The sequence below is a fragment of the Tardiphaga sp. 841_E9_N1_2 genome, from assembly GCF_051811065.1.
In the GTDB taxonomy this organism is placed as follows: domain Bacteria; phylum Pseudomonadota; class Alphaproteobacteria; order Rhizobiales; family Xanthobacteraceae; genus Tardiphaga; species Tardiphaga robiniae.
Genome location: NZ_JBPWQC010000001.1, coordinates 2,725,497 through 2,745,468 on the forward strand (window position 1 = coordinate 2,725,497; position 19,972 = coordinate 2,745,468).

Below are 19,972 nucleotides of genomic sequence, written 5' to 3' on the forward strand. Positions count from 1 at the left end.
GTCTCTCGGGCCGTGAAATTCCTTGAACCACACGGCATCATTCAGAGAGATCCGAGAGGGCTTCTGTATGGCTAGCCGCGTGCCATGCCCCTCACCCGGCGCTGCGCGCCGACCTCTCCCCGCAAATGCGGGGCGAGGTTCAGGAAGTCCCTCCGCCCCTCACTTCGTCCCAAACGTCTCCCGCATCTTCGCCTGGATCTTGGCCATGCCGCCGATCCAGCGGTCGTAGTTCTCGGTCTTCTTGCGCATGTAGTCGATCACCTGCTTGTGCGGCAGGATCAGGAACGTCTCCGCCTCGATCCCCGCGAGCGCATCCTGCGCCACCTGCTCCGGCGACAGGTTGCCGTCATTGGATTGCGGGCCCTTCGGAATGTTCTTCAGCATATTGGTGTCGACACCCTGCGGGCACAGGATCGAGACCTTGATGTTATCGGCCCGGTGTGAAATCGCCAGATTTTCGGCGAAGCCAACCGCGGCATGTTTGGTGGTCGAATAGGCCGGGCTGCCGACTTGTGAGAGGAGCCCCGCGGCCGAGATCGTGTTGAGGAAGTAGCCGCCGCCACGTGCCTTGTAGAGCGGGATCAGATGTCGCGCCGCATAGACATGCGCCATCACATGGATCGCCCAGCTCTGCGCCCATGGTTCATCCGATGTGCCACCGGCATTCGGACTCATGGGATCGAAGCCGCCGCCGATACCGGCATTGGAGCAGAACAGCGCGATCGGCCCGTAATGCCGTTCGGTCAGTTCGATCACATGCTGGATATCTTTTTCCTTGCCGACATCGCATCGGAATGCGGCGCCGCCGATGGACTCTGCAACGGCGGTCGCGCGCTCACCGTCGAGATCGACGACGACGACTTTCGCAGCACCCGCTTTATGAAATGTCTCGCATAGCGCCTGGCCGATGCCATTGGCGCCACCGGTCACGACGACGACCTTGCCGGTCACCTGCATGCCGCACTCCCCTGTCGTTTATTTTCTTGAAGTGCTCGGCACTTCTTTAGGTGCTCAGCACCATGTCGAGCACGGCCGTATAGTGGCATGCGGCGCCGAGCAGGACAAATGCGTGCCAGATGGCGTTCTGGAAACGCAGCCGCTGCCAGGCGTGGAATACGACGCCCAGCGTATACAGCGTGCCGCCGGCGGCGACGAACCACATGGTGAGCGGCGGCAGCGGCGTGAACACGGCGTCATAGGCCATCAATCCGCTCCAGCCCATGGCGAGATAGAGCACGACCGCAAGGCGATCGAAACGGCCGGGATAAACGAGCTTGATGACGATGCCGGTGATAGCGACGCTCCACACGCCGGCCAGCAGCGAGATCGCGAGCCGCGTATTGGCGATCTGCGCGAAGAACGGCGTGTAGGTCGCGGCGATCAGCAAATAGATCGCGGAGTGATCGAAGCGGCGCAGGAACCATTTTCGCGGCGACACCGGCCACATATTATAGATGGCCGACAGCACCAACATTGCCAGCAGGCCGACGGAATAGACCGAGACGGTCACGACCTCATAGGCCGTCGCAAACACGGCGGCGAGCACGATGAGAACCGTGGCGGCGATCAGGCCGGAGAACACGCCGAGACCGTGAACGATGCCGTCGGCGATCAGTTCGGCACGGTCGTAATTCCAGCGGATCGCGCCGGCCACCATGTGGGCGGAATTGCTGGTCAGTTCTTTGAATCGGAAAACGGTCATGGTGGCGTCAACCCGGCCGGTGCGATGCGGTGAGCTTGCCCCGTAAGCCCGCCTGTGACTTCCCCTGAAATCAGCGATAGATCATAGGCTGGAGATCGTCAACGAAAGCCAAACGACGAAGTAACGACGCTTTCGTGACGAACTTGATTTCAGTCAGACAATCGCCATTTTTAGAGGCAGACCAACACCCGCGCACCATTCACCATGATGAGCTTTCCCGCACGATGCCCAGCCTGTCCGAACTCGTCGAAGAAGCACGGCTGTCCGCGCGCGCATTGCTCGATTATGGCGATGGTCTGTTCAATCCCACGGTGCGGCTTGGGGTCACAGGCCTGTCGCGCGCCGGCAAGACGGTCTTCATTACCGCGCTGGTGCATGGCCTGACGCGCGGCGGACGCTTTCCCGTCTTCGAGTCGCTCGCCACCGGACGCATCGCCAAGGCGCGTCTCGCGCCGCAGCCCGACGATGCCGTTCCCCGGTTCGCCTATGAAGAGCATCTGCGCACGCTGATCGACGACCGCCGCTGGCCGAACTCCACCACCGATATCAGCGAGCTGCGTCTGGTCATCGACTATCAGCGCACGAGCGGCGCCGACCGCACGCTGACCCTCGACATCGTCGACTATCCCGGCGAATGGCTGCTGGATCTGCCGCTACTGGGCAAGAGCTATGAGGAATGGTCGGCGGAGAGCCTTGCGCTATCGCGGCAGGGACCGCGCGCGGCGCTGGCTGCGGCGTTTCACGCGCATCTTGCCACGCTCGATCCCAATGCACCGGAGAACGAGCAGGCGACGCTGATCGCAGCAAAACTCTTCACCGACTATCTGCGCGCCTGCCGCGACGAACGCTTCGCCATGAGCCTACTGCCACCGGGCCGGTTTTTGATGCCGGGCAATCTCGCGGGCTCGCCGGCGCTCACCTTTGCGCCACTCGACGTCGCCAGCGATGGCAGCGCAACGGATGGTTCGCTGTGGGCGATGATGAAGCGGCGCTATGAAGCCTATAAGGATGTGGTCGTCCGCCCATTCTTTCGCGATCACTTCTCCAGGCTGGATCGGCAAATCGTACTCGTCGATGCGCTCTCCGCCTTCAACGCGGGACCCGAAGCGCTGCACGATCTCGAAGCTGCCCTCGCCGGCATTCTCGATTGTTTCCGCATCGGCCGCAGCACGATCCTCAGCACGCTATTCCGCCCGCGCGTCGATCGCATCCTGTTTGCGGCGACCAAGGCCGATCATCTCCATCATCTCAGCCACGATCGGCTGGAAGACGTGCTGCGGCGAACCGTGACCAAGGCCGTGTCTCGCTCGGAACTCGCCGGCGCATCCGTGGATGTGGTCGCCATCGCCGCCGTCCGCGCCACCAAGGAAGCGCTGGTGCAACGCGGCCGCGACAAGCTGCCGTCGATCCTGGGCACGCCGGCCGCCGGCGAGGTCGCCAATGGCGAGACCTTCGACGGCGAGACCGAAGTCGCGACCTTTCCTGGCGATCTGCCGACCGATCTCGATGGCTTGTTCGCCGGCGGTTCTTTCAAGGGCCTCTCGACAGACGCCGCCGACAAGGCCGACTATCGCTTCCTGCGCTTCCGCCCGCCGCTCCTCACGCGCGATGGCGGCGAGGAGCCGGCGCTGCCTCACATCCGCCTCGACCGCGCGCTCCAGTTCCTGATCGGAGACAGGCTGCAATGACCGACCGTACGCGCCGCCCGGCAACGTTCCGGCTCGACGATCCCCATGTCACGGTGATGGACGCCGACGAGGATGCCGGCCGCCTCGCCCGCGGCACCATCCGCATCACGCCCGAGGCCGATCCGATGGCGATGCCCGTCGTCATCGACGAGCCGCTACGACCCGTGCGATCAGGCTTCCGCTGGGGCACCCTGTTCTGGACCGGACTCGGCGGCCTCGTGCTGCTCGGCACGGGTCTCGGCGTCACGCAGCTGGTCCGCGACCTGTTCGCGATCAATGACGGCCTCGGCTTTCTCGGCCTCGGCTTCGCCGCGCTGGTCAGCATCGCGCTGATCGCCATCATCGCACGCGAGGCGCTGAGCCTGATGCGGCTCGCCACCATCGAGAAGCTGCATGCCCGCGCGCTGGCCGTGATCGCCAGCGACGACCATGCCGAGAGCCGCGCTGTGCTCGCCGATCTGCTGAAACTCGCCCACACCAATCCGCGCCTCGCCCGCGCGCGCACGGCCCTGCAGGGCCATGCCGATGATATCATCGACGGTGCCGATCTCATTCGCGTGGCCGAACGTGAATTGATGAGCCCGCTCGACATCGAAGCGCGTCGCCTCGTCTCGGTCGCCGCGCAACGCGTCTCGGTGGTGACCGCCGTCAGCCCGCGCGCGGTGGTCGATGTCCTGTTCGTCGCTGCGGCTGCGATCCGGCTGGTGCGCCAACTCGCAAAACTCTATGGCGGCCGGCCGGGAACGCTGGGCATGATCACGCTGATGCGTCATGCCATCAGCCATCTCGCCATCACCGGCGGCATGGCCGCCAGCGACAGCATGATCCAGCAGGTGCTCGGCCACGGCATCGCCGCGAAACTCTCGCAGCGGCTCGGCGAAGGCGTACTCAATGGCCTGCTCACTGCCCGCCTGGGTCTCGCCGCCATCGACGTGACGCGGCCATTGCCGTTCACGGCGCTGCCACGCCCGCAGCTTGGCGATCTCGCGAAGGATCTGCTGCGCAAGCGCGACGGAGAAGAGAATACGTAATCCGCACGACTTCTAGACCGCTGCCACGCAGTCGACCTCAACGTCGAACGGGCCATGCCACCCTGCAACGATGAAAAAGCCGCGCGCCGGCGGATCCGCAGAGAAGTAACGCGCATAAACCCGATTGATGGTTTCGAACTGATCGGCCCCCGTGCAATAGACGTTGCACTTGATCACCCTGTCGATCGATGAGCCCGCAGCCGTAAGGCACAGCGCCATCTGATCGAGGACAATCTCGATCTGCCGCTCCAGCGGGAAGCGCCTGATCTCCCCGCTCTCGGGATCATAGGGCGGCAATTGCGAGACATAGACGAGATCGCCATAGCGCACGGCCGGCGCGACAGGAACCTTTCGTGCCTCGAAATAGGATGAGAACGGTTCGACGCGAATGAACTGTGCCTGCATGTTTCCGCTCCCGGCTGCCATTATTGATCGCATCATCGCACGGGGGACGGCCGGTGCCGGGCCAATTGGTTCGGCGCCGGCCGAACCGACGGGAGTGGCGAATTATCCGGCGAGCCGCTACGCTGGGATATGGTCGCCTCCGCAAACATGGTCGAAGTCGCAGCGCTGGTTGGCGACACTGCGCGCGCGACCATGCTTGCGGCACTCATGGGAGGTCAGGCGCTCACGGCAACCGAGCTGGCGTTTCAGGCTCGGATATCCCGCCCCACCGCGAGCGAACATTTGGCTCAGCTGCTCAACGCGCGATTGATATCGGTGACACCGAGCGGACGGTTTCGTTACTATCGGATCACATCATCGCTCGTGGCCCAGATGCTGGAAAGTATGATCGCCGTCGCGGCCCTGGAAATGCCACCGAGGCATCGACCGCGTTCTGCGCGCGATGAAGCGTTGTGCCTTGCACGCAGTTGCTACGATCACATGGCCGGACGGTTGGGCGTTGCGGTCGCTGACGCGTTGATCGCACGAGACTACATGCATCTGAGCGCAGATGGCGGGGTCCTTACCGACGCAGGCCACCGCTTCCTCTGCGACTTCGGAGCCAGGCTTGAAACCGACCGTCGCAGTAAGCGCATCTTCTGCCGGGCCTGTCTGGACTGGAGCGAGCGGCGCTATCATGTGGGTGGATTGGTCGGCGCCGAGCTCCAACGGCGGTTTCTGGAACTCGGATGGGTTGCGCGAACGGGCGCGACCCGCGCCTTTAAAGTAACGGATGCCGGCAAGGTTGAATTGAAAGAGACATTTGGTGTCGATCTGGACATCGCAGGCGCCAGTCGCGACCTGCTTTCGCCTCGTCAGCCGGGAGAGAGTCCTCAGCGCGCCGCAAGCTGAATGTGTGACGGCACAGACATCCCCGCCAGCGCCGGCCAGCGATAGAACGGCGTATCAGGCTTCGGCGTCAGGTCAGGCGTCCAGCCGGTGAGCTTGTCGATCGCATAGTGCTTCATCGCCGTGCCGCGCCACATGGTATCGACTTCAGCAACAGGCGTGAGCACTGCACTCGTCGTCGCCAGCAGCGGGCGCTGGTTGTCCGCGGTCTGCGCGATGTAGAGTCCAGTGAGCCCCTTAATTCTGTCCATGCCGGGATCGCGAAAACCGATAAATCTGGCGCGCTCGTTGACCTGCACCACCGGCACCTTGTCTTTCAGATGCCAGCGCAGCATCGCATAGGTGCGGTAGTCGGTCGTCGCGATCCAGGTGGCGCCGGTGGTCTTCATCTCAGCCAGTGCGCGGTCGGCCAGCACCTGATAGCCGCCCTCGCCGCCGAGCGGATCGTTCTTGCCGATCAGGTTCCACGGCGCGGCCACGCTATAGAGGAAGACCAGCACCACCAGCGGAATGCCGGTGGCGATGGCGGCGATGCTCCAGCCATAGGAGGCACGCACCATGCGCTGCGACCAGCCGTCGCCCGCGAGCTTCGTCAGGTTGATCGCCGCCGCAGCGATGCCGGCGGGCCACAGGAACATCGGCCAGGTATCGCCGACACGCAGGGTCAGCGACTTCCATGCAAAGAAAAGGAACGGCACCAATACACAGGTGGCGAGCAGGATCGCGACCGGTTCGCGGCGGCGATAGCCACGCCATGCCGTGACGACAACCGCGGAGAGAATGACCGGCATCAGGATGAAGCCGACCTGACCGAACTGCAGACCGAGAAAATCACCGAGCGTGCGTAGCGACACCTCGTTGTTCGTGGTGGCTCGGATGAACTGGAACCTGAACGATGCCCAGTCATGACCGGCATTCCAGATCAGGACCGGCGACGAGATCGCCAGTGCGATCAGCACGGCCAGCCAAGGATATGGGCTGCGCAGCCAGCGCCCGCGCCATTCCGGCACCAGCATGAAAGCGAGAATGCCTGGCACGAACATCACCACCGTGAGTTTCGACAGCAGCGCGAGACCGCCGAAGACACCGGCCGCGAGCCACCAGCGTCCGTCATGGCTTTCGGCCAGCCGCAGCAGCGACCACAGCATCGCCATGGCGAACGGGATCAGCGCCACGTCCGGCGCGACCTTGGCCATCAGCAATCCGTAATACAGCGCCGCTTCCGACATCAGCACCGCCAGCAGCACCGCGCGCAGATCCTGCGTGACGCGGCGAACGATGTCGGCGAGCAGCAATTGCGTCACCGCCATCGCCACGATACCGGCGAAACGCGCGCCGAAATTGGTGTCGCCGAAGATCAGCGTGCCCGCACGGATGAACCATGAGATCATCGGCGGATGATCGAGGAATGACAGCACGCTCTCCTTCGACCAGGTCCAGTAATAGGCCTCGTCGGTGCGCAGATCGAACAGCCCGGCATAGACCAGCCGCATCGCGGTCAGCGCCACAAGCAATGCGCCGATCACCCAAAAGGCGCGGCGGGACACATTCCGATCGAGGTAAGGGTCGGGAAAAGACGTCATCGCCGAGCTTTTCGGCGGACTTCGCCATGCTGTCAACTTGTTGACTTTACTGCTGGATAAGGTCTGTCCGGAGGCCGCTCCGGATGGCATCGGAGCGCGTCTCGCCGTAGGGTTTCGCCATGGACGCCTCGCTCAATCCTGCCAGCAACCTGCCCCGGACGGCCCCCGCCACTGCGTGGTGGCGCGGCATCGGGCTGCGCCAGGTCAGGCTGGTCTGCGGACTGGTGCTGTTCACCTATCTGCTCAGCCATTTTCTGAATCACGCGCTTGGCAATATCTCGCTCGACGCGTTGCAGACCGGCATCGTCATCCATGCCGGCTTCTGGCAGTTCTTTCCAGTCGCCGTGACCTTCTATTCGGCGGTGACGATCCATGGCGTGCTCGGCATCTGGGCGCTGTTCGAACGCCGGCAATTCCGCTGGCGAGCCGTCGAGCCGCTGCAACTGGTCCTCGGGCTCAGCATTCCCGCACTCATCGTCGGCCACGTGGTCGCCGTCCGCCTGGGAGAAAACCTGTACGACATTAATCGCAGCTACCCTCAGGTGTTCTATGGCTGGATCACCTCGCCCGCGAAGACCTGGTCGATGTATCTCGTGGTGGTCGTCTCCTGGCTACACGGGTGTATCGGATTGTATTTCTGGCTGCGGCTGAAAGCACGCTTCAAGAGCCTCGCGCCCTATCTTCTGTCGGCTGCCGTGCTGATCCCGACACTGGCGCTGCTTGGCATCTTCCAGGGCAAGCGTGAGGTCGAAGCCAAACTGGCATCGCCGCAATGGCAGGCCGAGAATTTCGGCCCGGACCGGATGGGCACCGCTCCACAGCAGCAGACACTGGGCGACATCACCGACGATCTCCTGATCGGCTATCTCGCGCTGCTTGGTATCGTGCTCGCGGCCCGCGCCATCCGCGTGGTCGTCGAGCGCCGCGTCGGGATGATCAATCTGTCCTATAGCGACGGTCGCAAGCTGCGCGTCCCTCGCGGCCTCAGCGTGCTGGAAGCGAGCCTGCGTCATCGCGTGCCGCATGCCAGCGTCTGCGGCGGACGCGCGCGCTGTTCGACGTGCCGCATTCGCGTCACCAGCGGTGTCGAGACATTGCCGGCACCTTCCGCGCGCGAAGCCTTCGTGCTGAGCAGGATCGGCGGCGCTGCAGATCCCGCGGTCCGGCTGGCCTGCCAGTTGCGGCCGACAACTGATGTGGCCTTCGTTCAACTGTTCGCCCCGCAAGTGACCAGCGCGAATGCGCACGCATCGCAGCCGGCGCGGATCGGCCAGGAGCGTTATCTCGTCTGCATGTTCGTCGACATGCGCGGCTCCACCATGCTCGCCGAGAAGCGGCTGCCTTACGACACGGTGTTCATCGTCAACCGCTTTCTCGACGCCGTCTCGCGAGCTGTGATCGCAAGCGGCGGCAAGCCCAACCAGTTCATCGGCGACGGCGAGCTGGCGCTGTTCGGCCTCGCCTGCGATCCGCAGACCGCGTGTCGTCAGGCCCTGCAGGCTGCACGGCTCATTGCCGAGAATATCGAGGAACTCAATCGCGCCCTCGCCCATGACCTGCCGCAGCCGCTGCGTTTCGGCATCGGCATTCACGGCGGCGAAGTCATCGTCGGCGATATCGGCTATCGCGACCACATGGTGTTCACCGCACTCGGCGATGCGGTCAATGTCGCTGCACGCCTGCAGGACATGACCAAGAGCCTCGCTTGCGAAGTCATCATCTCCGAAGAAGTAAGCACCACTGCAGGCCTCGCGGGTGACGCGCTGCCACAACAGGACGTCGCGATCCGCGGCCGTGCCGCGCCGATGAATGTACGCACGATCACAGATGCGAAGGTGCTTTCGTCTCTCGTTACCAGCGACATGGTTTCCGCGCTTTAACGCTGTTCCTGCAGGGCGCACACGCTTTGCCTGCCTGAACAGGCATTCAGAAAATTCCTACAGAATTTCTTCGAACCCGCTCCGAAATCGATGCGACGAATTTGCGATGGATCGAACAGACAGATCCCGCAACCAGCGCTTCGCGCATCACTGAAGGAGAACGACCATGTTTCGCAAACTCGCACTCGCATTTGTTGCTGCAGCTTCCCTCGGCGCGATGGCGCTGACGCCATCCACCGCATCGGCCCATGGCTGGGGTTGGCATGGCCATCACCACCACTTCCATGGCGGCGGCTTCTACGGCCCCACTTTCGGCATTGGCTATGTCGGTGGCGGCGGTGGGTGCTATGTGAGCCGCCGCGTGATGACGCCCTACGGCCTGCGCTGGCGCACGGTTAACGTCTGCTACTAATCCTCGCATGAGGGCTGCGAACCCCGGCCACCTCGGCCGGGGTTTTGCATTGCAGCGATATCACCAGCGTGCAGGCGACAACGCATGGTCGTATTGCGACCGAACCCGGCACTCTACTTTTGCGACCTTCCGCCGCGTCGGAAACATCCTGAATAGCGACGAATCCCGGCAAATTGGACAGATAACGGTCGGTTTGGACGATTTCTGCACGCCGTTTGAGCTATCAAGCTTGGCAATCCGCGGGTAACGTGCGCATGTCGGATATGCCGGTTTGCGGGGACCGGCAGTTCGTTATCGATTTTGATCCCGCGGAGACGACGTGATGACTAAAGGCACTGTGAAGTGGTTCAACCCGACGAAGGGTTATGGATTCATCCAGCCGGCGAATGGCGGCAAGGACGTGTTCGTTCATATTTCGGCAGTTGAGAAGGCTGGCCTTTCGACACTGAACGAAGGACAGACCGTTGAATTCGAGGAAGTTGCCAACCGCGGCAAGACCTCGGCTGAGAACCTCAAGGTCTGATACATCTGGTTTGATACCAGTGTGATCCGGCTGCTTCCCCGAAGTTTTCCAGATCACGCCTCAACAATGTAGAGCGCATTCGGCACGAGCGGTTTCCTCCAAAGGGGCACCTCTCCTGCAACGCAATCAGTTTCACGCAGGATTGCGCTAATTCGATCCGCGGTGTGCGCTCTAGCCTAACTCCAAAAGTCCGAGCTGAGATCTTTGTAAGGTCCGCTCCTTAGAGCCGCCAGTTGACGTGACGCACGCCCCAGCGACGCGACGGCGCTCCATTCCCTGCTTCAGTTTTCCTTGACCCACTGATCGGCCGGCTTGACGTCCGGGAGCTGCGCATAGCCGCGCGTCCACATGTCGACCACCCATTCGGTGCCTGTTGCGCGGTCCAGCAGCACGGCGGTATTGTGCGGCGTCTGCAGCACCAGCGCATTGCCGCGATAGCGCGGATTGCCCACCGTGTGATGCTTGAGCAAACCCCAGTCCTGGATGATCAACAGCAGGCTGGTGACATTGCGCGTCGTGTCCCAGCAATCGAAATTATGCTTGTCGTCGAAATAACGGAAATCCGCATTGGCGATCCGCTTGTCGGTGCCGAGCACCGGGCCGACGCGGCGGTCCCACCACACCACCGCCTTCTGCACGGCAGCGCGTTCCGCCGCGGCCGACCCCTTGCCCGCGGCGAGAAGCTTGGTGAGCGCAGCCCTGTCGGCAGGCGTAAAATCGAAGGCGTGGCGACGCCGGCAGACGAAGCCGTAGCAGATGGTCATGGAACCGGCGGATGGCGGGTAGATCGACACCGACGTGTAGAGATCGCTGACCTCGCGGGACATTTCGATCGCGCGCGCATGCGACATCGAGAACAGGCCGGTCACTGCGATGACACCTGCCGCCATCAGAATACGAAAATCGGCGACACGAAGATTGAACTGGCCTGCCCGCATGATTTGCTCCGAGAGAAACGCGCGGAAACCTAACGCAGCGCTTTCGGGCTGCCAAGGCAACGGCAAGACAACGGTGGCGTTATCCCGGCTCGCTATCCAACCGGCAGCGGTGCGTCGCGCTTCACTTCTTCCATGACCGCGTAAGTGCGGCTCTCGCGCACGCCGGGCAGCGCCAGCAGGCTCTCGCCAAGAAAGCGACGATACGCGCTCATGTCGGCGACACGCGCCTTCACCAGATAATCGAAACCACCCGCCACCATGTGGCACTCCAGCACTTCCGGCGCGAGCCTCACGGCGCGGGCGAAGCGCTCGAACACATCTGGTGTTGTCTTGTCGAGCAGCACCTCGACGAACACCAGCAGGCCAAGGCCGAGCATCTGCGGATTGAGCCGCGCGCCATAGCCTTCGATATAGCCGTCGCGCTGCAGCCGCTTCAACCGCTCGCCGATCGAGGTTGGGGACAGGCCGACCTTCTCGGCCAGCTCGACATTGGCGATTCGGCCGTCAGCCTGCAGGACGGCGAGGATTTTCCGGTCAATCTTGTCGATATCGCTCATATCGGGTGTATAGCACGATCATTTCCGGATTATCTAAGGTAAAATTCCGATATCTCCTATCGAACTACGGACAGACCGGGATTAGGCTTGAAGGATATCCGAGGAAACGCCCATGCCACCCGATTCCATGCCTCCCTTCACCGCTCCCTATGCACCGGATGATGGGGCCATCGCCGCCGGGCTTCTGGCCGACGCAGCCATGACGCCCGCCCAGGACGCGCGGATCGACGCAACGGCCACGCGCCTGATCGACGCGATCCGCGCCAAGGACGACCGCTTCGGCGGCGTCGAGGACATGCTGCGGGAATATGCGCTCTCCACCAAAGAGGGCCTTGCGCTGATGGTGCTGGCGGAGGCGCTGCTGCGGGTGCCGGACGCACGCACCGCCGACGCCTTCATCGAGGACAAGCTCGGTCAGGGCGATTTCATCCATCACGAGACCAGGTCGAGCGCCTTCCTGGTCAATGCCTCGGCCTGGGCGCTCGGCATCTCGCAGCGCGCGATCCAGCCCGGCGAGACGCCGACGGGAACGCTCGGCCGGCTGGCGAAGCGGATCGGCGTGCCCGCAGTGCGCACGGCGACACGGCAGGCAATGCGGCTGATGGGCAGCCACTTCGTGCTCGGCGAAACCATCGACGCGGCGCTGGCCCGCGCCCGCGCGCCGTCCGAGCGCCCGGCGCGCTACTCCTTCGACATGCTTGGCGAAGGCGCCCGCACCAGGGACGACGCGCAGCGCTATTTCGACTCCTATGCCTCGGCCATCTCGGCCATCGGCCACGCCGCGGGCAACAACCCGCTGCCTGACCGGCCGGGTATCTCGGTCAAACTCTCGGCGCTGCATCCGCGCTATGAGGCGGTGAGCCATCAGCGCGTGATGCGTGAACTGGTGCCGCGCCTGATCGCGCTGGCGCAGCAAGCGAAGAGTTATGACCTCAATTTCACCGTCGACGCCGAAGAAGCCGACCGGCTCGAACTCTCGCTCGATGTGATCGATGCGGCCTTTGCCGATCCCTCGCTGACAGGTTGGGATGGCTTCGGGCTTGCAATCCAGGCCTATCAGAAGCGCTGCGCGGATGTGATCGATCACATCGACGCGCTGGCGCGCCGTCACGATCGCAGGATGATGGTGCGCCTCGTGAAAGGCGCCTATTGGGACACCGAGATCAAGCGCGCGCAGGAACGCGGCCTCGCTGGCTATCCGGTGTTCACGCGCAAGGCGATGACCGACCTGAACTACATTTCCTGCGCACAGAAGCTGCTGGCTTTGCGGCCGCGCATCTTTCCGCAGTTCGCCACGCACAACGCGCTGACGGTCGCGGCCATTCTGGAACTGGCCGGCACCAGCAGCGGCTACGAATTCCAGCGCCTGCACGGCATGGGCGACGCGCTCTATGAGCAACTCGACAAGGATCATCCCGCGATCCGCTGGCGCACCTATGCGCCGGTCGGCAGCCATCGCGATCTGCTGGCCTATCTGGTGCGACGGCTGCTGGAGAATGGCGCGAACTCATCTTTCGTGGCGATCGCCGCGGATGACGCCGTGCCGATCGCAAGCTTGCTGCAGCGACCGGCCGCGATCATCGGCGCTCCCGATCGTGCGCGACACGCGAAGATTCCGCTGCCAGCCGATCTCTATCGACCGGAGCGCACCAATTCACGCGGCATCGAATTCGGCGAACGCGCTGCGTTGGAGAAATTGCTAGCCGAGATTGCGGCCAGCAAGCCAGACATGGACAAGGTGGTCGATGCCAATGCCGAGCAGGCAGATGCTGCGGTGACGGTAGCGCGCACAGGCTTTGCGTCATGGAGCCACACCCCAGCACATGAACGCGCGGCGATCCTCGACAACGCCGCCGATCGTCTGGAACAGCGCCGCGCGTCCTTCATCGCATTGCTGCAACAGGAAGGCGGCAAGACGCTCGACGATGCGCTGTCGGAGGTCCGCGAAGCCATCGACTTCTGCCGTTACTACGCCGCGCAGGGCCGCAAGCAATTCGGCACTGGCCAGACAATGCCCGGGCCCACCGGCGAGAGCAACGTGTTGAGCCTGCGCGGCCGTGGCGTCTTCGTCGCCATCTCGCCGTGGAATTTTCCGCTGGCGATCTTTCTCGGCCAGGTCAGCGCCGCACTGATGGCGGGCAATACGGTCGTCGCCAAGCCGGCCGAGCAAACGCCACGCATCGCGGCGCGGGCCGTGCGCCTGCTTCATGAAGCCGGTGTGCCCACGTCAGCACTGCATCTGATCCAGGGTGACGGCCGCACCGGTGCGGCGCTCGTCGCGCATCCCGCCATTGCCGGCGTGGTGTTCACGGGATCAACAGAGGTGGCGCGATCGATCAACCGCACCCTCGCCGCCAAGGATGGCCCGATCGTGCCACTGATCGCCGAGACCGGCGGCATCAACGCCATGATCGTCGATGCCACCGCCCTACCCGAACAGGTCGCCGACGACGTGGTGATGTCCGCGTTCCGGTCGGCCGGGCAGCGTTGCTCCGCGTTGCGGCTGCTATTGGTGCAGGACGATGTCGCCGACCGCATGATCGAGATGATCGTGGGCGCAGCCCGGGAACTCAAGCTGGGCGATCCCCGTGATGCCGCCACCCATATCGGCCCGGTGATCGACACCGAGGCAAAGCAAAAGCTCGATGCGCATATTGCGCGCATGACGACCGAAGCACGCGTGCATCTCGCGGGCACAGCACGTGCAGGCAACTTCGTCGCGCCGCATATCTTCGAACTCGCGAACGCACGTGGGCTCACCGAGGAAGTGTTCGGTCCGATCCTGCATGTGGTGCGCTACCGCGCTGCCGACTTCGACCAGGTGTTGCAGGACATTGCCGACACCGGCTACGGGCTCACGCTCGGCGTGCATTCGCGGATCGACGATATGGTTGAGCGCGTAATTGCGCGCCTGCCGGTCGGCAATGTCTATGTGAACCGCAACATGATCGGCGCTGTGGTGGGCGTGCAACCCTTCGGCGGCTTCGGACTCTCAGGCACCGGGCCGAAAGCCGGCGGCCCGCATTACCTCGCCCGCTTCGCCACCGAGCAGACGGTGACGATCAACACCGCCGCCGCGGGTGGCAATGCAGCATTGATGACAGATCAAAACTGATCCTTCTTACCCTCCCCTGGAGGGGGAGGGTCGGTGAGCAGCGCGCAACGCGTGTTGCGAGACGGGGTGGGGTGAAGCCACAACGACGGAGCTTGCTGCTTCACCCTACCCCGCTGCGCGCTATGCACGCAGCGACCCTCCCCCTCCAGGGGAGGGTTAGCTGAGCCCGTTGCATCACCCATCGAAGATGGGTCAAATGCGCCACCGGATTCCGGATGGAATTAAATTCCGGCAGACGGCAAGAACAACACGCAGAACAAAAGCGACGGGAGTGACGTATGGAAGACGGTCTGTTCAAGGGGCTGAAGGTGCTTGACTGTGCGAGTTTCATCGCCGCGCCCGCCGCAGCCACAGTGCTGTCCGACTTCGGCGCCGACGTCATCAAGATCGAACCGCCCGGTGCTGGCGATCCCTATCGCAACCTGCCCAACCTGCCCGGTTATCCCAAGAGCGAACACAACTATGCGTGGATGATGGAGAGCCGGAACAAGAAAAGCCTGGCGCTCGATCTGGCCAAGCCGGAAGGCCAGGCGGTGCTCTACAAGCTCATCGCCGAAGCCGACGTGTTCATCACCAATTTCCCCCCGCCAGTGCGCAAGCGCCTGAAGATTGCCTATGAGGATATCGCGCCGCTGAACGAGCGGCTGATTTATGCCTGCTTCACCGGCTATGGCGACAAGGGCGCGGAAGCCGACAAGCCCGGCTTCGACTCCACCGCTTGGTGGGCACGCTCCGGCATGATGGATCTCGTGCGCGCCGATGAGGACACCACGCCCGCGCGTTCGATTGCCGGCATGGGCGATCACCCCTGCGCCATGGCGCTGTATGGCGCCATCGTCACCGCGCTCTACAAGCGCGAGAAGACAGGCAAGGGCTGCCAGGTGAAATCGAACCTGATGGCCAATGGTGTGTGGTCGTCGAGCGTGCTGGCACAGGCCAAGCTGGTGGGCGCCAAGTTCGAGAAACGCCGCTCGCGCGAGGAAGCGCTCAACGCCGTCACCAATCACTACAGGTGCCGCGACGGCCGCTGGATCATGCTGTCGCTGCTCGCCGAGGAGCGGCAGTGGCCGGCTTTCACCAAATGCCTCGGCCGCGAGGACCTGCGCGACGATCCGCGCTTCGCAACCAAACCTGATCGCCATGCGCGCTCGGTCGAGCTGATCAGGATCCTCGACGAGGTGTTCGCGACCCGCGACCTCGCCGACTGGCGCGAGCGGCTTGACGGTAACGGTCTTGTCTTCGGCTTCGTCGGCATCCTCGACGACATCCCCAATGATCAGCAGATGAAGGACAACGATGTGCTGATCCCGTTCGAGGGAACCGACATCCTCACCATCAACAGCCCGATCTGGATAGGCGGCGAGACCAAGCGCAAGCCGCATCTGCCGCCGTCCATCGGCCAGCACAGCGACGAGATCCTGCGCGCTGCGGGCTTCAATGATGCCGATATCGCGCGGTTGCGCGCTTCCGGCACGGTAGCATAGTCGCGCAAGCCGCGGGTTACGCAGCCCGCGCGAAAGAGTTTCAAATTGCGATGCGGCCCGTGATCACGAAGTGGTCACGGGCCGACCTGAAACCGCCTCTCCCAAGATGCGTAGCTGATCTCGTTAGCGCAACAGGCACTCGCCATGTCGCGCGGCCACGAGATCACGAGGTCTGCGGATTCCCCGCCGGCGACGCCACTATCACCTGGGAGACGACCATGTCCAAGAAGCGCATTGCACTACTGTCATTTGCCGCCTTCAGCACGCTGATGATTTCGGCGAGCTTCCTTGAGCCTGCTGCTGCCAAGATGATGAAGGGCGAGAACACCGTCATGGTAGGCGGCGCCGCGATGTATCCGTCGAAGAACATCGTCGAGAACGCGGTGAATTCGAAGGATCACACCACGCTGGTCGCCGCCGTGAAGGCTGCCGGCCTCGTCGATACGCTGGCCAGCCCCGGCCCGTTTACCGTCTTCGCGCCGACCAATGCCGCATTCGGCAAACTGCCGAAGGGCACGGTCAATACGCTGGTGCAGCCCGAGAACAAGATGACCCTCACCAAGATCCTCACCTATCATGTGGTGCCCGGACGGCTCTCGGCGGCCGACCTCACCGATGGCAAGAAGCTGACTACCGTCGAAGGCGAACAGCTCACCGTCAAGCGTTCGGGCGGCAAGGTCACGATCGTCGATGCCAAGGGTGGCGCCTCCACGGTGACGATCCCGAACGTCAACCAGTCGAACGGCGTGATCCACGTCGTCAACACTGTGCTGATGCCGGGCTGATTGATCTTACCTCTCCCCGCTTGCGGGGAGAGGTCGAATTGCGAGCGGAGCGGAGCAATTCGGGTGAGGGGGAGCCAATATTTCACACGCTGGCTCCCCACCCGTCTCGAACGCCCTTCGTGCGTTCGATCCACCCTCTCCCCGCCTAGCGAAGCTATGCTTCGCACTGCGGGGCGAGGGAAACGCTACCGCGCCAGCAGCCATCCGAAGAAGCCGAGCCCGAGCAGAACCGCCACACCGATCGCCCAGACGCTGACGCGGATGCTGCTTGTCGTCTGCTGCTTGCTTTCATTCTCGGCGATCGCGATGTCGCGTTCCTTGATCTCTTTGTCGGTCTCGTTCATCGCGTCCTCATTTCATTTCACGAAACACATGCCGATTGCAGACGACGCATCCGCGCCAACCTGCTGACAGGCGAGACCTTCGGCACAAGTCCAGGACGCGAAGCTCTTGTCCGCGACGCCCTTCTGCTTCGGTCGATAACATGTCGCACCCCAGCCATCGAGGAGAGGCGATCCCGCGAGTTCATTGTTACCACGCATCTGCGGGCGATCGGAGAAGCCGCGCGAAAAATCCGGCGCCTTTCCATCGCGTATCGCCATGACGATATCGCGACGGCGGGGCTGGTCACCGATGAAATGCGGCGATGCCGGAACCGTTCCCTGCGATTGCTCTGCCAGCGTATTCGCACCAGGAAAATGAAAGCCGCCGATGCCGCGAATCTGGTGGCAGCCGCCGCAGGTGATGTCGTTCAGTCGGCGAGCAAAGCCGGTCGGTGAGCGGATGTTCTCGAGCGCGCCGCCCTGCGATATGGCTCGTTCCAGCGCGTTCACGACGTCGCGCTCGCTGAACACGCCCTTCCCCTTGCTGTCTATCAGCCCGAACTCCGGCTGTAGCGCCGACGGTGCAAAGCCGGCTGGTGTCGACGACAGCGACGTGGTCGCAAGGAATTTCTCGGGGATCAAAACTGTACCGCGATCGAAAGCAAGGAGATTGGCGGGCTCAAGCAGCCAGTCGCGAAACGCGCGACCGAGCGCCGCGTCAGCCAGCAACCGGTCACGGTCGATCTGGTTCTCCATGGGTGCCTCGCGAAACTGCTTCACGGTGGCATCGAAGCGAAACACCTTCTGCAAATAGTCGGTGCGGAATTCCTGCGTCTCGGACTTCGGTCGATGCGCAATCTGCAGATTGGTCTCGATGCGATCGATATGCGCGGCTGTGATTGTCGCAAGCGGGCCATCCGGTTTCAGCAAGCGATCCGCGCGTGCTGCACCAGTCTCGCTGAACGACGCGGCGTCGAGCCAGCGCCCGGCGAGATCCGCGCATGTCACCGACGCATCGTTCGGGTCCTTCGCATGAAGCACAAGATTGAGCGTCATCGGCAGGCGCGGCGGCGTTATGCCAGCGGCCGTGCGCGTGAGGCGATAGATCAGCCTGATCTCGCCGCAGGTCTCCGGCGCGACATAGGCCCGGTCCATGCGATTGACGATCCCGGCGAGAACGAACCGCACGTCCGGCGATGTCAGCGTCGCCTGGTCGAACAGTTGCACATCGTGGCCGGGGCCGACTCCGATCCTCACACGCGGCTGATGCTTTTGATGATCGGCGAGATAGCGTGCGAAGGCATCGTCCAGCGCGGCGCGGATTTGTGTCATCGCAGGCAGAGCAAACAGCGCGTCGTTGGGGATCGGCGTTGTCCGCGCGGGATCTAGCAGCTGCGCGAGGCTGAGACCGTGGGTGTTGTGCGTTTCCAGTGCCCGCAACACACCGGGATCGGTGACGGCGAGACCATTGCCCTCATCCGCCCGCGCGACAGGAGCCACGAGGCCGAGCAGCACGGCAATGAAGCTCAAGCGAAGTCGCACGGCACAATCCCAAACGTAACGTCGGGAGGCTAGCCCAAAACAAAGGCCGCTGCACCAGCAGCGGCCTGAACGCATTCGTCGCTAGAAGAGCGGATCAGCGGGCGACGATCAGGCCGCGGCTCGTGACCACCGTCCAGCGACCATCCTGCTTGCGGATCGCATCGACGCGGCCGAGACCCGGAACCGGATCACCGGCATAGACTTCGAAGATTCCGGCACGGCCCTCGATAGTGGCGCCGCCGCCGGCGATGTCGATGATGCGCCAGCCTTCGACCATGGGCAGGCGCGCAACTTCGGGCTTCGGTGTCGGGGTCGGCACCGGGGCGTTGATCGAACCTGTCACTTCCTTGGCCGGTGCCGAGGCAACCGGTGCAGGGGCCGGCGCGGGCGCAGCAGCAGCAGGCGGCGGCGTGGTGCGCAGCTTTTCGACGGTCTCGCTCAGCTTCGCGAGTTTCGCGGCCGGTTCGGCCTGGCCCTTCTCGAGCTTGTCGAGACGCTCGGCAGACTTCGCGCGCGCCGCAATGGACTGCTTGGCGTTGCGGTCGACCTCGGCCTTGAGCGCCGAGAGTTCGCCGTCGAGACGGGCAATGTGTTCTTCCAGTGCCTGGTTGGTCGACTTGGTGTCGTCGGCGGCAAACAGCTTGCCGAGGCCCGACATGGCCACCGAACCGCCGACTGCGCCGACGGTGATACCCAGCGCGATCATCGCGGCAATCGCCATCATCCGGCTGCGGCCAGCCTTCTCTGCCGACTCAATCTTCGGCTCGGAATTGACGAGGTCTTCCCAGGAGTGCTCGCGCGATGCACTCTCGCGGGATGCGCCGTCACGAGGGCCGCTGTCGCGGGAGGGAGCCATGATGGTGATCCGACCTGGCGCTCCGAGCTTCGGCGCTTCCCTCTTTGGCATCTGGGCGGGGCGCTCCTCGCCCTGCTCCGGTGCGAGCTTCGGCGAATCCACGTGAATGTCAGCATCGTGGGAACCGGCTGCCGCCGCGGCGCCGGTGTCGACGTGATCGCCGCTGACGTCTGGGGTGGAATCGGCCTTATGCTCGCTCACGATCAAATTCTCCGGAATAGATGAACACTTTGGTAACTTTCATTGCTTGCCAAATCCTT

At 63.3% G+C, this 19,972-nt stretch carries 18 protein-coding genes; 9 read left to right on the plus strand and 9 right to left on the minus strand.

The features are described 5' to 3' along the window. Window positions 1-159: 159 nt before the first annotated feature. The gene (locus AB8A50_RS13155; RefSeq protein WP_439077922.1) at window positions 160-957 is read right to left on the minus strand and encodes an SDR family oxidoreductase; all 798 of its coding nucleotides are present in this window, start codon (window positions 955-957) and stop codon (window positions 160-162) included. 46 nt (window positions 958-1,003) lie between these two features. Continuing rightward, entirely contained in the window at window positions 1,004-1,702 is a 699-nt protein-coding gene (gene trhA, locus AB8A50_RS13160) for a PAQR family membrane homeostasis protein TrhA (RefSeq protein ID WP_089265299.1), read from the minus strand. 224 nt (window positions 1,703-1,926) lie between these two features. Between trhA and AB8A50_RS13165 the strand changes: the two genes are divergently transcribed. Beyond that, window positions 1,927-3,390, plus strand: coding sequence for a YcjX family protein (locus tag AB8A50_RS13165; RefSeq protein ID WP_439077923.1), 1,464 nt, complete (start codon window positions 1,927-1,929; stop codon window positions 3,388-3,390). Next, window positions 3,387-4,421: a YcjF family protein gene (locus tag AB8A50_RS13170; protein ID WP_093756717.1), complete on the plus strand. Its 1,035-nt coding sequence runs from the start codon at window positions 3,387-3,389 to the stop codon at window positions 4,419-4,421. The genes AB8A50_RS13165 and AB8A50_RS13170 overlap by 4 nt, the downstream gene beginning before the upstream one ends. A gap of 12 nt (window positions 4,422-4,433) precedes the next feature. On the opposite strand, the gene AB8A50_RS13175 is transcribed toward AB8A50_RS13170, so the two are convergent. Then, window positions 4,434-4,826 carry a RidA family protein gene (locus AB8A50_RS13175; RefSeq protein WP_439077924.1) on the minus strand — a complete coding sequence of 131 codons (393 nt, stop codon included), beginning with the start codon at window positions 4,824-4,826 and terminating at the stop codon, window positions 4,434-4,436. Between the two features lie 147 nt (window positions 4,827-4,973). Between AB8A50_RS13175 and AB8A50_RS13180 the strand changes: the two genes are divergently transcribed. Further along, window positions 4,974-5,717 carry an ArsR/SmtB family transcription factor gene (locus AB8A50_RS13180; protein ID WP_439077925.1) on the plus strand — a complete coding sequence of 248 codons (744 nt, stop codon included), beginning with the start codon at window positions 4,974-4,976 and terminating at the stop codon, window positions 5,715-5,717. Here AB8A50_RS13180 and AB8A50_RS13185 read toward each other — a convergent pair. Further along, window positions 5,699-7,297, minus strand: a complete 1,599-nt coding sequence (locus AB8A50_RS13185) for a glycosyltransferase family 39 protein (protein WP_439077926.1) — start codon at window positions 7,295-7,297, stop codon at window positions 5,699-5,701. The genes AB8A50_RS13180 and AB8A50_RS13185 overlap by 19 nt on opposite strands. Before the next feature lie 119 nt (window positions 7,298-7,416). Here AB8A50_RS13185 and AB8A50_RS13190 point away from each other — a divergent pair, with 119 nt between their 5' ends. The 3 genes from AB8A50_RS13190 (at window position 7,417) to AB8A50_RS13200 (ending at window position 10,112) form a co-directional block, all read left to right on the plus strand. Continuing rightward, entirely contained in the window at window positions 7,417-9,177 is a 1,761-nt protein-coding gene (locus AB8A50_RS13190) for an adenylate/guanylate cyclase domain-containing protein (protein ID WP_439077927.1), read from the plus strand. A gap of 166 nt (window positions 9,178-9,343) precedes the next feature. Further along, window positions 9,344-9,589 (plus strand): hypothetical protein, encoded by a 246-nt coding sequence (locus AB8A50_RS13195; protein WP_089265306.1) that lies wholly within the window; start codon window positions 9,344-9,346, stop codon window positions 9,587-9,589. Between the two features lie 322 nt (window positions 9,590-9,911). Next, window positions 9,912-10,112 carry a cold-shock protein gene (locus tag AB8A50_RS13200; RefSeq protein ID WP_068734210.1) on the plus strand — a complete coding sequence of 67 codons (201 nt, stop codon included), beginning with the start codon at window positions 9,912-9,914 and terminating at the stop codon, window positions 10,110-10,112. Between the two features lie 281 nt (window positions 10,113-10,393). On the opposite strand, the gene AB8A50_RS13205 is transcribed toward AB8A50_RS13200, so the two are convergent. Next, complete coding sequence (locus AB8A50_RS13205; RefSeq protein ID WP_439064563.1) at window positions 10,394-11,002, minus strand: hypothetical protein; 609 nt, start codon at window positions 11,000-11,002, stop codon at window positions 10,394-10,396. Between the two features lie 140 nt (window positions 11,003-11,142). Next, window positions 11,143-11,607 carry an Lrp/AsnC ligand binding domain-containing protein gene (locus AB8A50_RS13210; RefSeq protein WP_068734214.1) on the minus strand — a complete coding sequence of 155 codons (465 nt, stop codon included), beginning with the start codon at window positions 11,605-11,607 and terminating at the stop codon, window positions 11,143-11,145. Between the two features lie 112 nt (window positions 11,608-11,719). Here AB8A50_RS13210 and putA point away from each other — a divergent pair, with 112 nt between their 5' ends. The 3 genes from putA to AB8A50_RS13225 all read left to right on the plus strand — a co-directional run bounded on the left by putA (window position 11,720) and on the right by AB8A50_RS13225 (window position 16,991). Then, window positions 11,720-14,722: a bifunctional proline dehydrogenase/L-glutamate gamma-semialdehyde dehydrogenase PutA gene (gene putA / locus AB8A50_RS13215; RefSeq protein WP_439077928.1), complete on the plus strand. Its 3,003-nt coding sequence runs from the start codon at window positions 11,720-11,722 to the stop codon at window positions 14,720-14,722. A gap of 278 nt (window positions 14,723-15,000) precedes the next feature. Then, window positions 15,001-16,206 (plus strand): CaiB/BaiF CoA transferase family protein, encoded by a 1,206-nt coding sequence (locus tag AB8A50_RS13220; protein WP_439077929.1) that lies wholly within the window; start codon window positions 15,001-15,003, stop codon window positions 16,204-16,206. Window positions 16,207-16,424: 218 nt separating this feature from the next. After that, window positions 16,425-16,991 carry a fasciclin domain-containing protein gene (locus AB8A50_RS13225; protein ID WP_175368393.1) on the plus strand — a complete coding sequence of 189 codons (567 nt, stop codon included), beginning with the start codon at window positions 16,425-16,427 and terminating at the stop codon, window positions 16,989-16,991. A gap of 185 nt (window positions 16,992-17,176) precedes the next feature. On the opposite strand, the gene AB8A50_RS13230 is transcribed toward AB8A50_RS13225, so the two are convergent. The 3 genes from AB8A50_RS13230 to AB8A50_RS13240 form a co-directional block, all read right to left on the minus strand. After that, window positions 17,177-17,335 (minus strand): hypothetical protein, encoded by a 159-nt coding sequence (locus tag AB8A50_RS13230; protein WP_176454609.1) that lies wholly within the window; start codon window positions 17,333-17,335, stop codon window positions 17,177-17,179. Window positions 17,336-17,347: 12 nt separating this feature from the next. After that, complete coding sequence (locus tag AB8A50_RS13235; RefSeq protein WP_439077930.1) at window positions 17,348-18,856, minus strand: hypothetical protein; 1,509 nt, start codon at window positions 18,854-18,856, stop codon at window positions 17,348-17,350. 94 nt (window positions 18,857-18,950) lie between these two features. Then, a complete protein-coding gene (locus tag AB8A50_RS13240; RefSeq protein WP_439077931.1) occupies window positions 18,951-19,913 on the minus strand; it encodes a hypothetical protein in 963 nt (320 codons plus the stop codon). Between the last annotated feature and the right edge of the window lie 59 nt (window positions 19,914-19,972).

What these genes read in the sequence shown, in the direction of transcription:
- AB8A50_RS13155 (WP_439077922.1), bottom strand. Translation starts at nt 957, where the DNA reads ATGCAGGTGACCGGCAAGGTCGTCGTCGTGACCGGTGGCGCCAATGGC.
- trhA (WP_089265299.1), bottom strand. Translation starts at nt 1,702, where the DNA reads ATGACCGTTTTCCGATTCAAAGAACTGACCAGCAATTCCGCCCACATG.
- AB8A50_RS13165 (WP_439077923.1), top strand. Translation starts at nt 1,927, where the DNA reads ATGCCCAGCCTGTCCGAACTCGTCGAAGAAGCACGGCTGTCCGCGCGC.
- AB8A50_RS13170 (WP_093756717.1), top strand. Translation starts at nt 3,387, where the DNA reads ATGACCGACCGTACGCGCCGCCCGGCAACGTTCCGGCTCGACGATCCC.
- AB8A50_RS13175 (WP_439077924.1), bottom strand. Translation starts at nt 4,826, where the DNA reads ATGCAGGCACAGTTCATTCGCGTCGAACCGTTCTCATCCTATTTCGAG.
- AB8A50_RS13180 (WP_439077925.1), top strand. Translation starts at nt 4,974, where the DNA reads ATGGTCGAAGTCGCAGCGCTGGTTGGCGACACTGCGCGCGCGACCATG.
- AB8A50_RS13185 (WP_439077926.1), bottom strand. Translation starts at nt 7,297, where the DNA reads ATGACGTCTTTTCCCGACCCTTACCTCGATCGGAATGTGTCCCGCCGC.
- AB8A50_RS13190 (WP_439077927.1), top strand. Translation starts at nt 7,417, where the DNA reads ATGGACGCCTCGCTCAATCCTGCCAGCAACCTGCCCCGGACGGCCCCC.
- AB8A50_RS13195 (WP_089265306.1), top strand. Translation starts at nt 9,344, where the DNA reads ATGTTTCGCAAACTCGCACTCGCATTTGTTGCTGCAGCTTCCCTCGGC.
- AB8A50_RS13200 (WP_068734210.1), top strand. Translation starts at nt 9,912, where the DNA reads ATGACTAAAGGCACTGTGAAGTGGTTCAACCCGACGAAGGGTTATGGA.
- AB8A50_RS13205 (WP_439064563.1), bottom strand. Translation starts at nt 11,002, where the DNA reads ATGGCGGCAGGTGTCATCGCAGTGACCGGCCTGTTCTCGATGTCGCAT.
- AB8A50_RS13210 (WP_068734214.1), bottom strand. Translation starts at nt 11,607, where the DNA reads ATGAGCGATATCGACAAGATTGACCGGAAAATCCTCGCCGTCCTGCAG.
- putA (WP_439077928.1), top strand. Translation starts at nt 11,720, where the DNA reads ATGCCACCCGATTCCATGCCTCCCTTCACCGCTCCCTATGCACCGGAT.
- AB8A50_RS13220 (WP_439077929.1), top strand. Translation starts at nt 15,001, where the DNA reads ATGGAAGACGGTCTGTTCAAGGGGCTGAAGGTGCTTGACTGTGCGAGT.
- AB8A50_RS13225 (WP_175368393.1), top strand. Translation starts at nt 16,425, where the DNA reads ATGTCCAAGAAGCGCATTGCACTACTGTCATTTGCCGCCTTCAGCACG.
- AB8A50_RS13230 (WP_176454609.1), bottom strand. Translation starts at nt 17,335, where the DNA reads ATGAACGAGACCGACAAAGAGATCAAGGAACGCGACATCGCGATCGCC.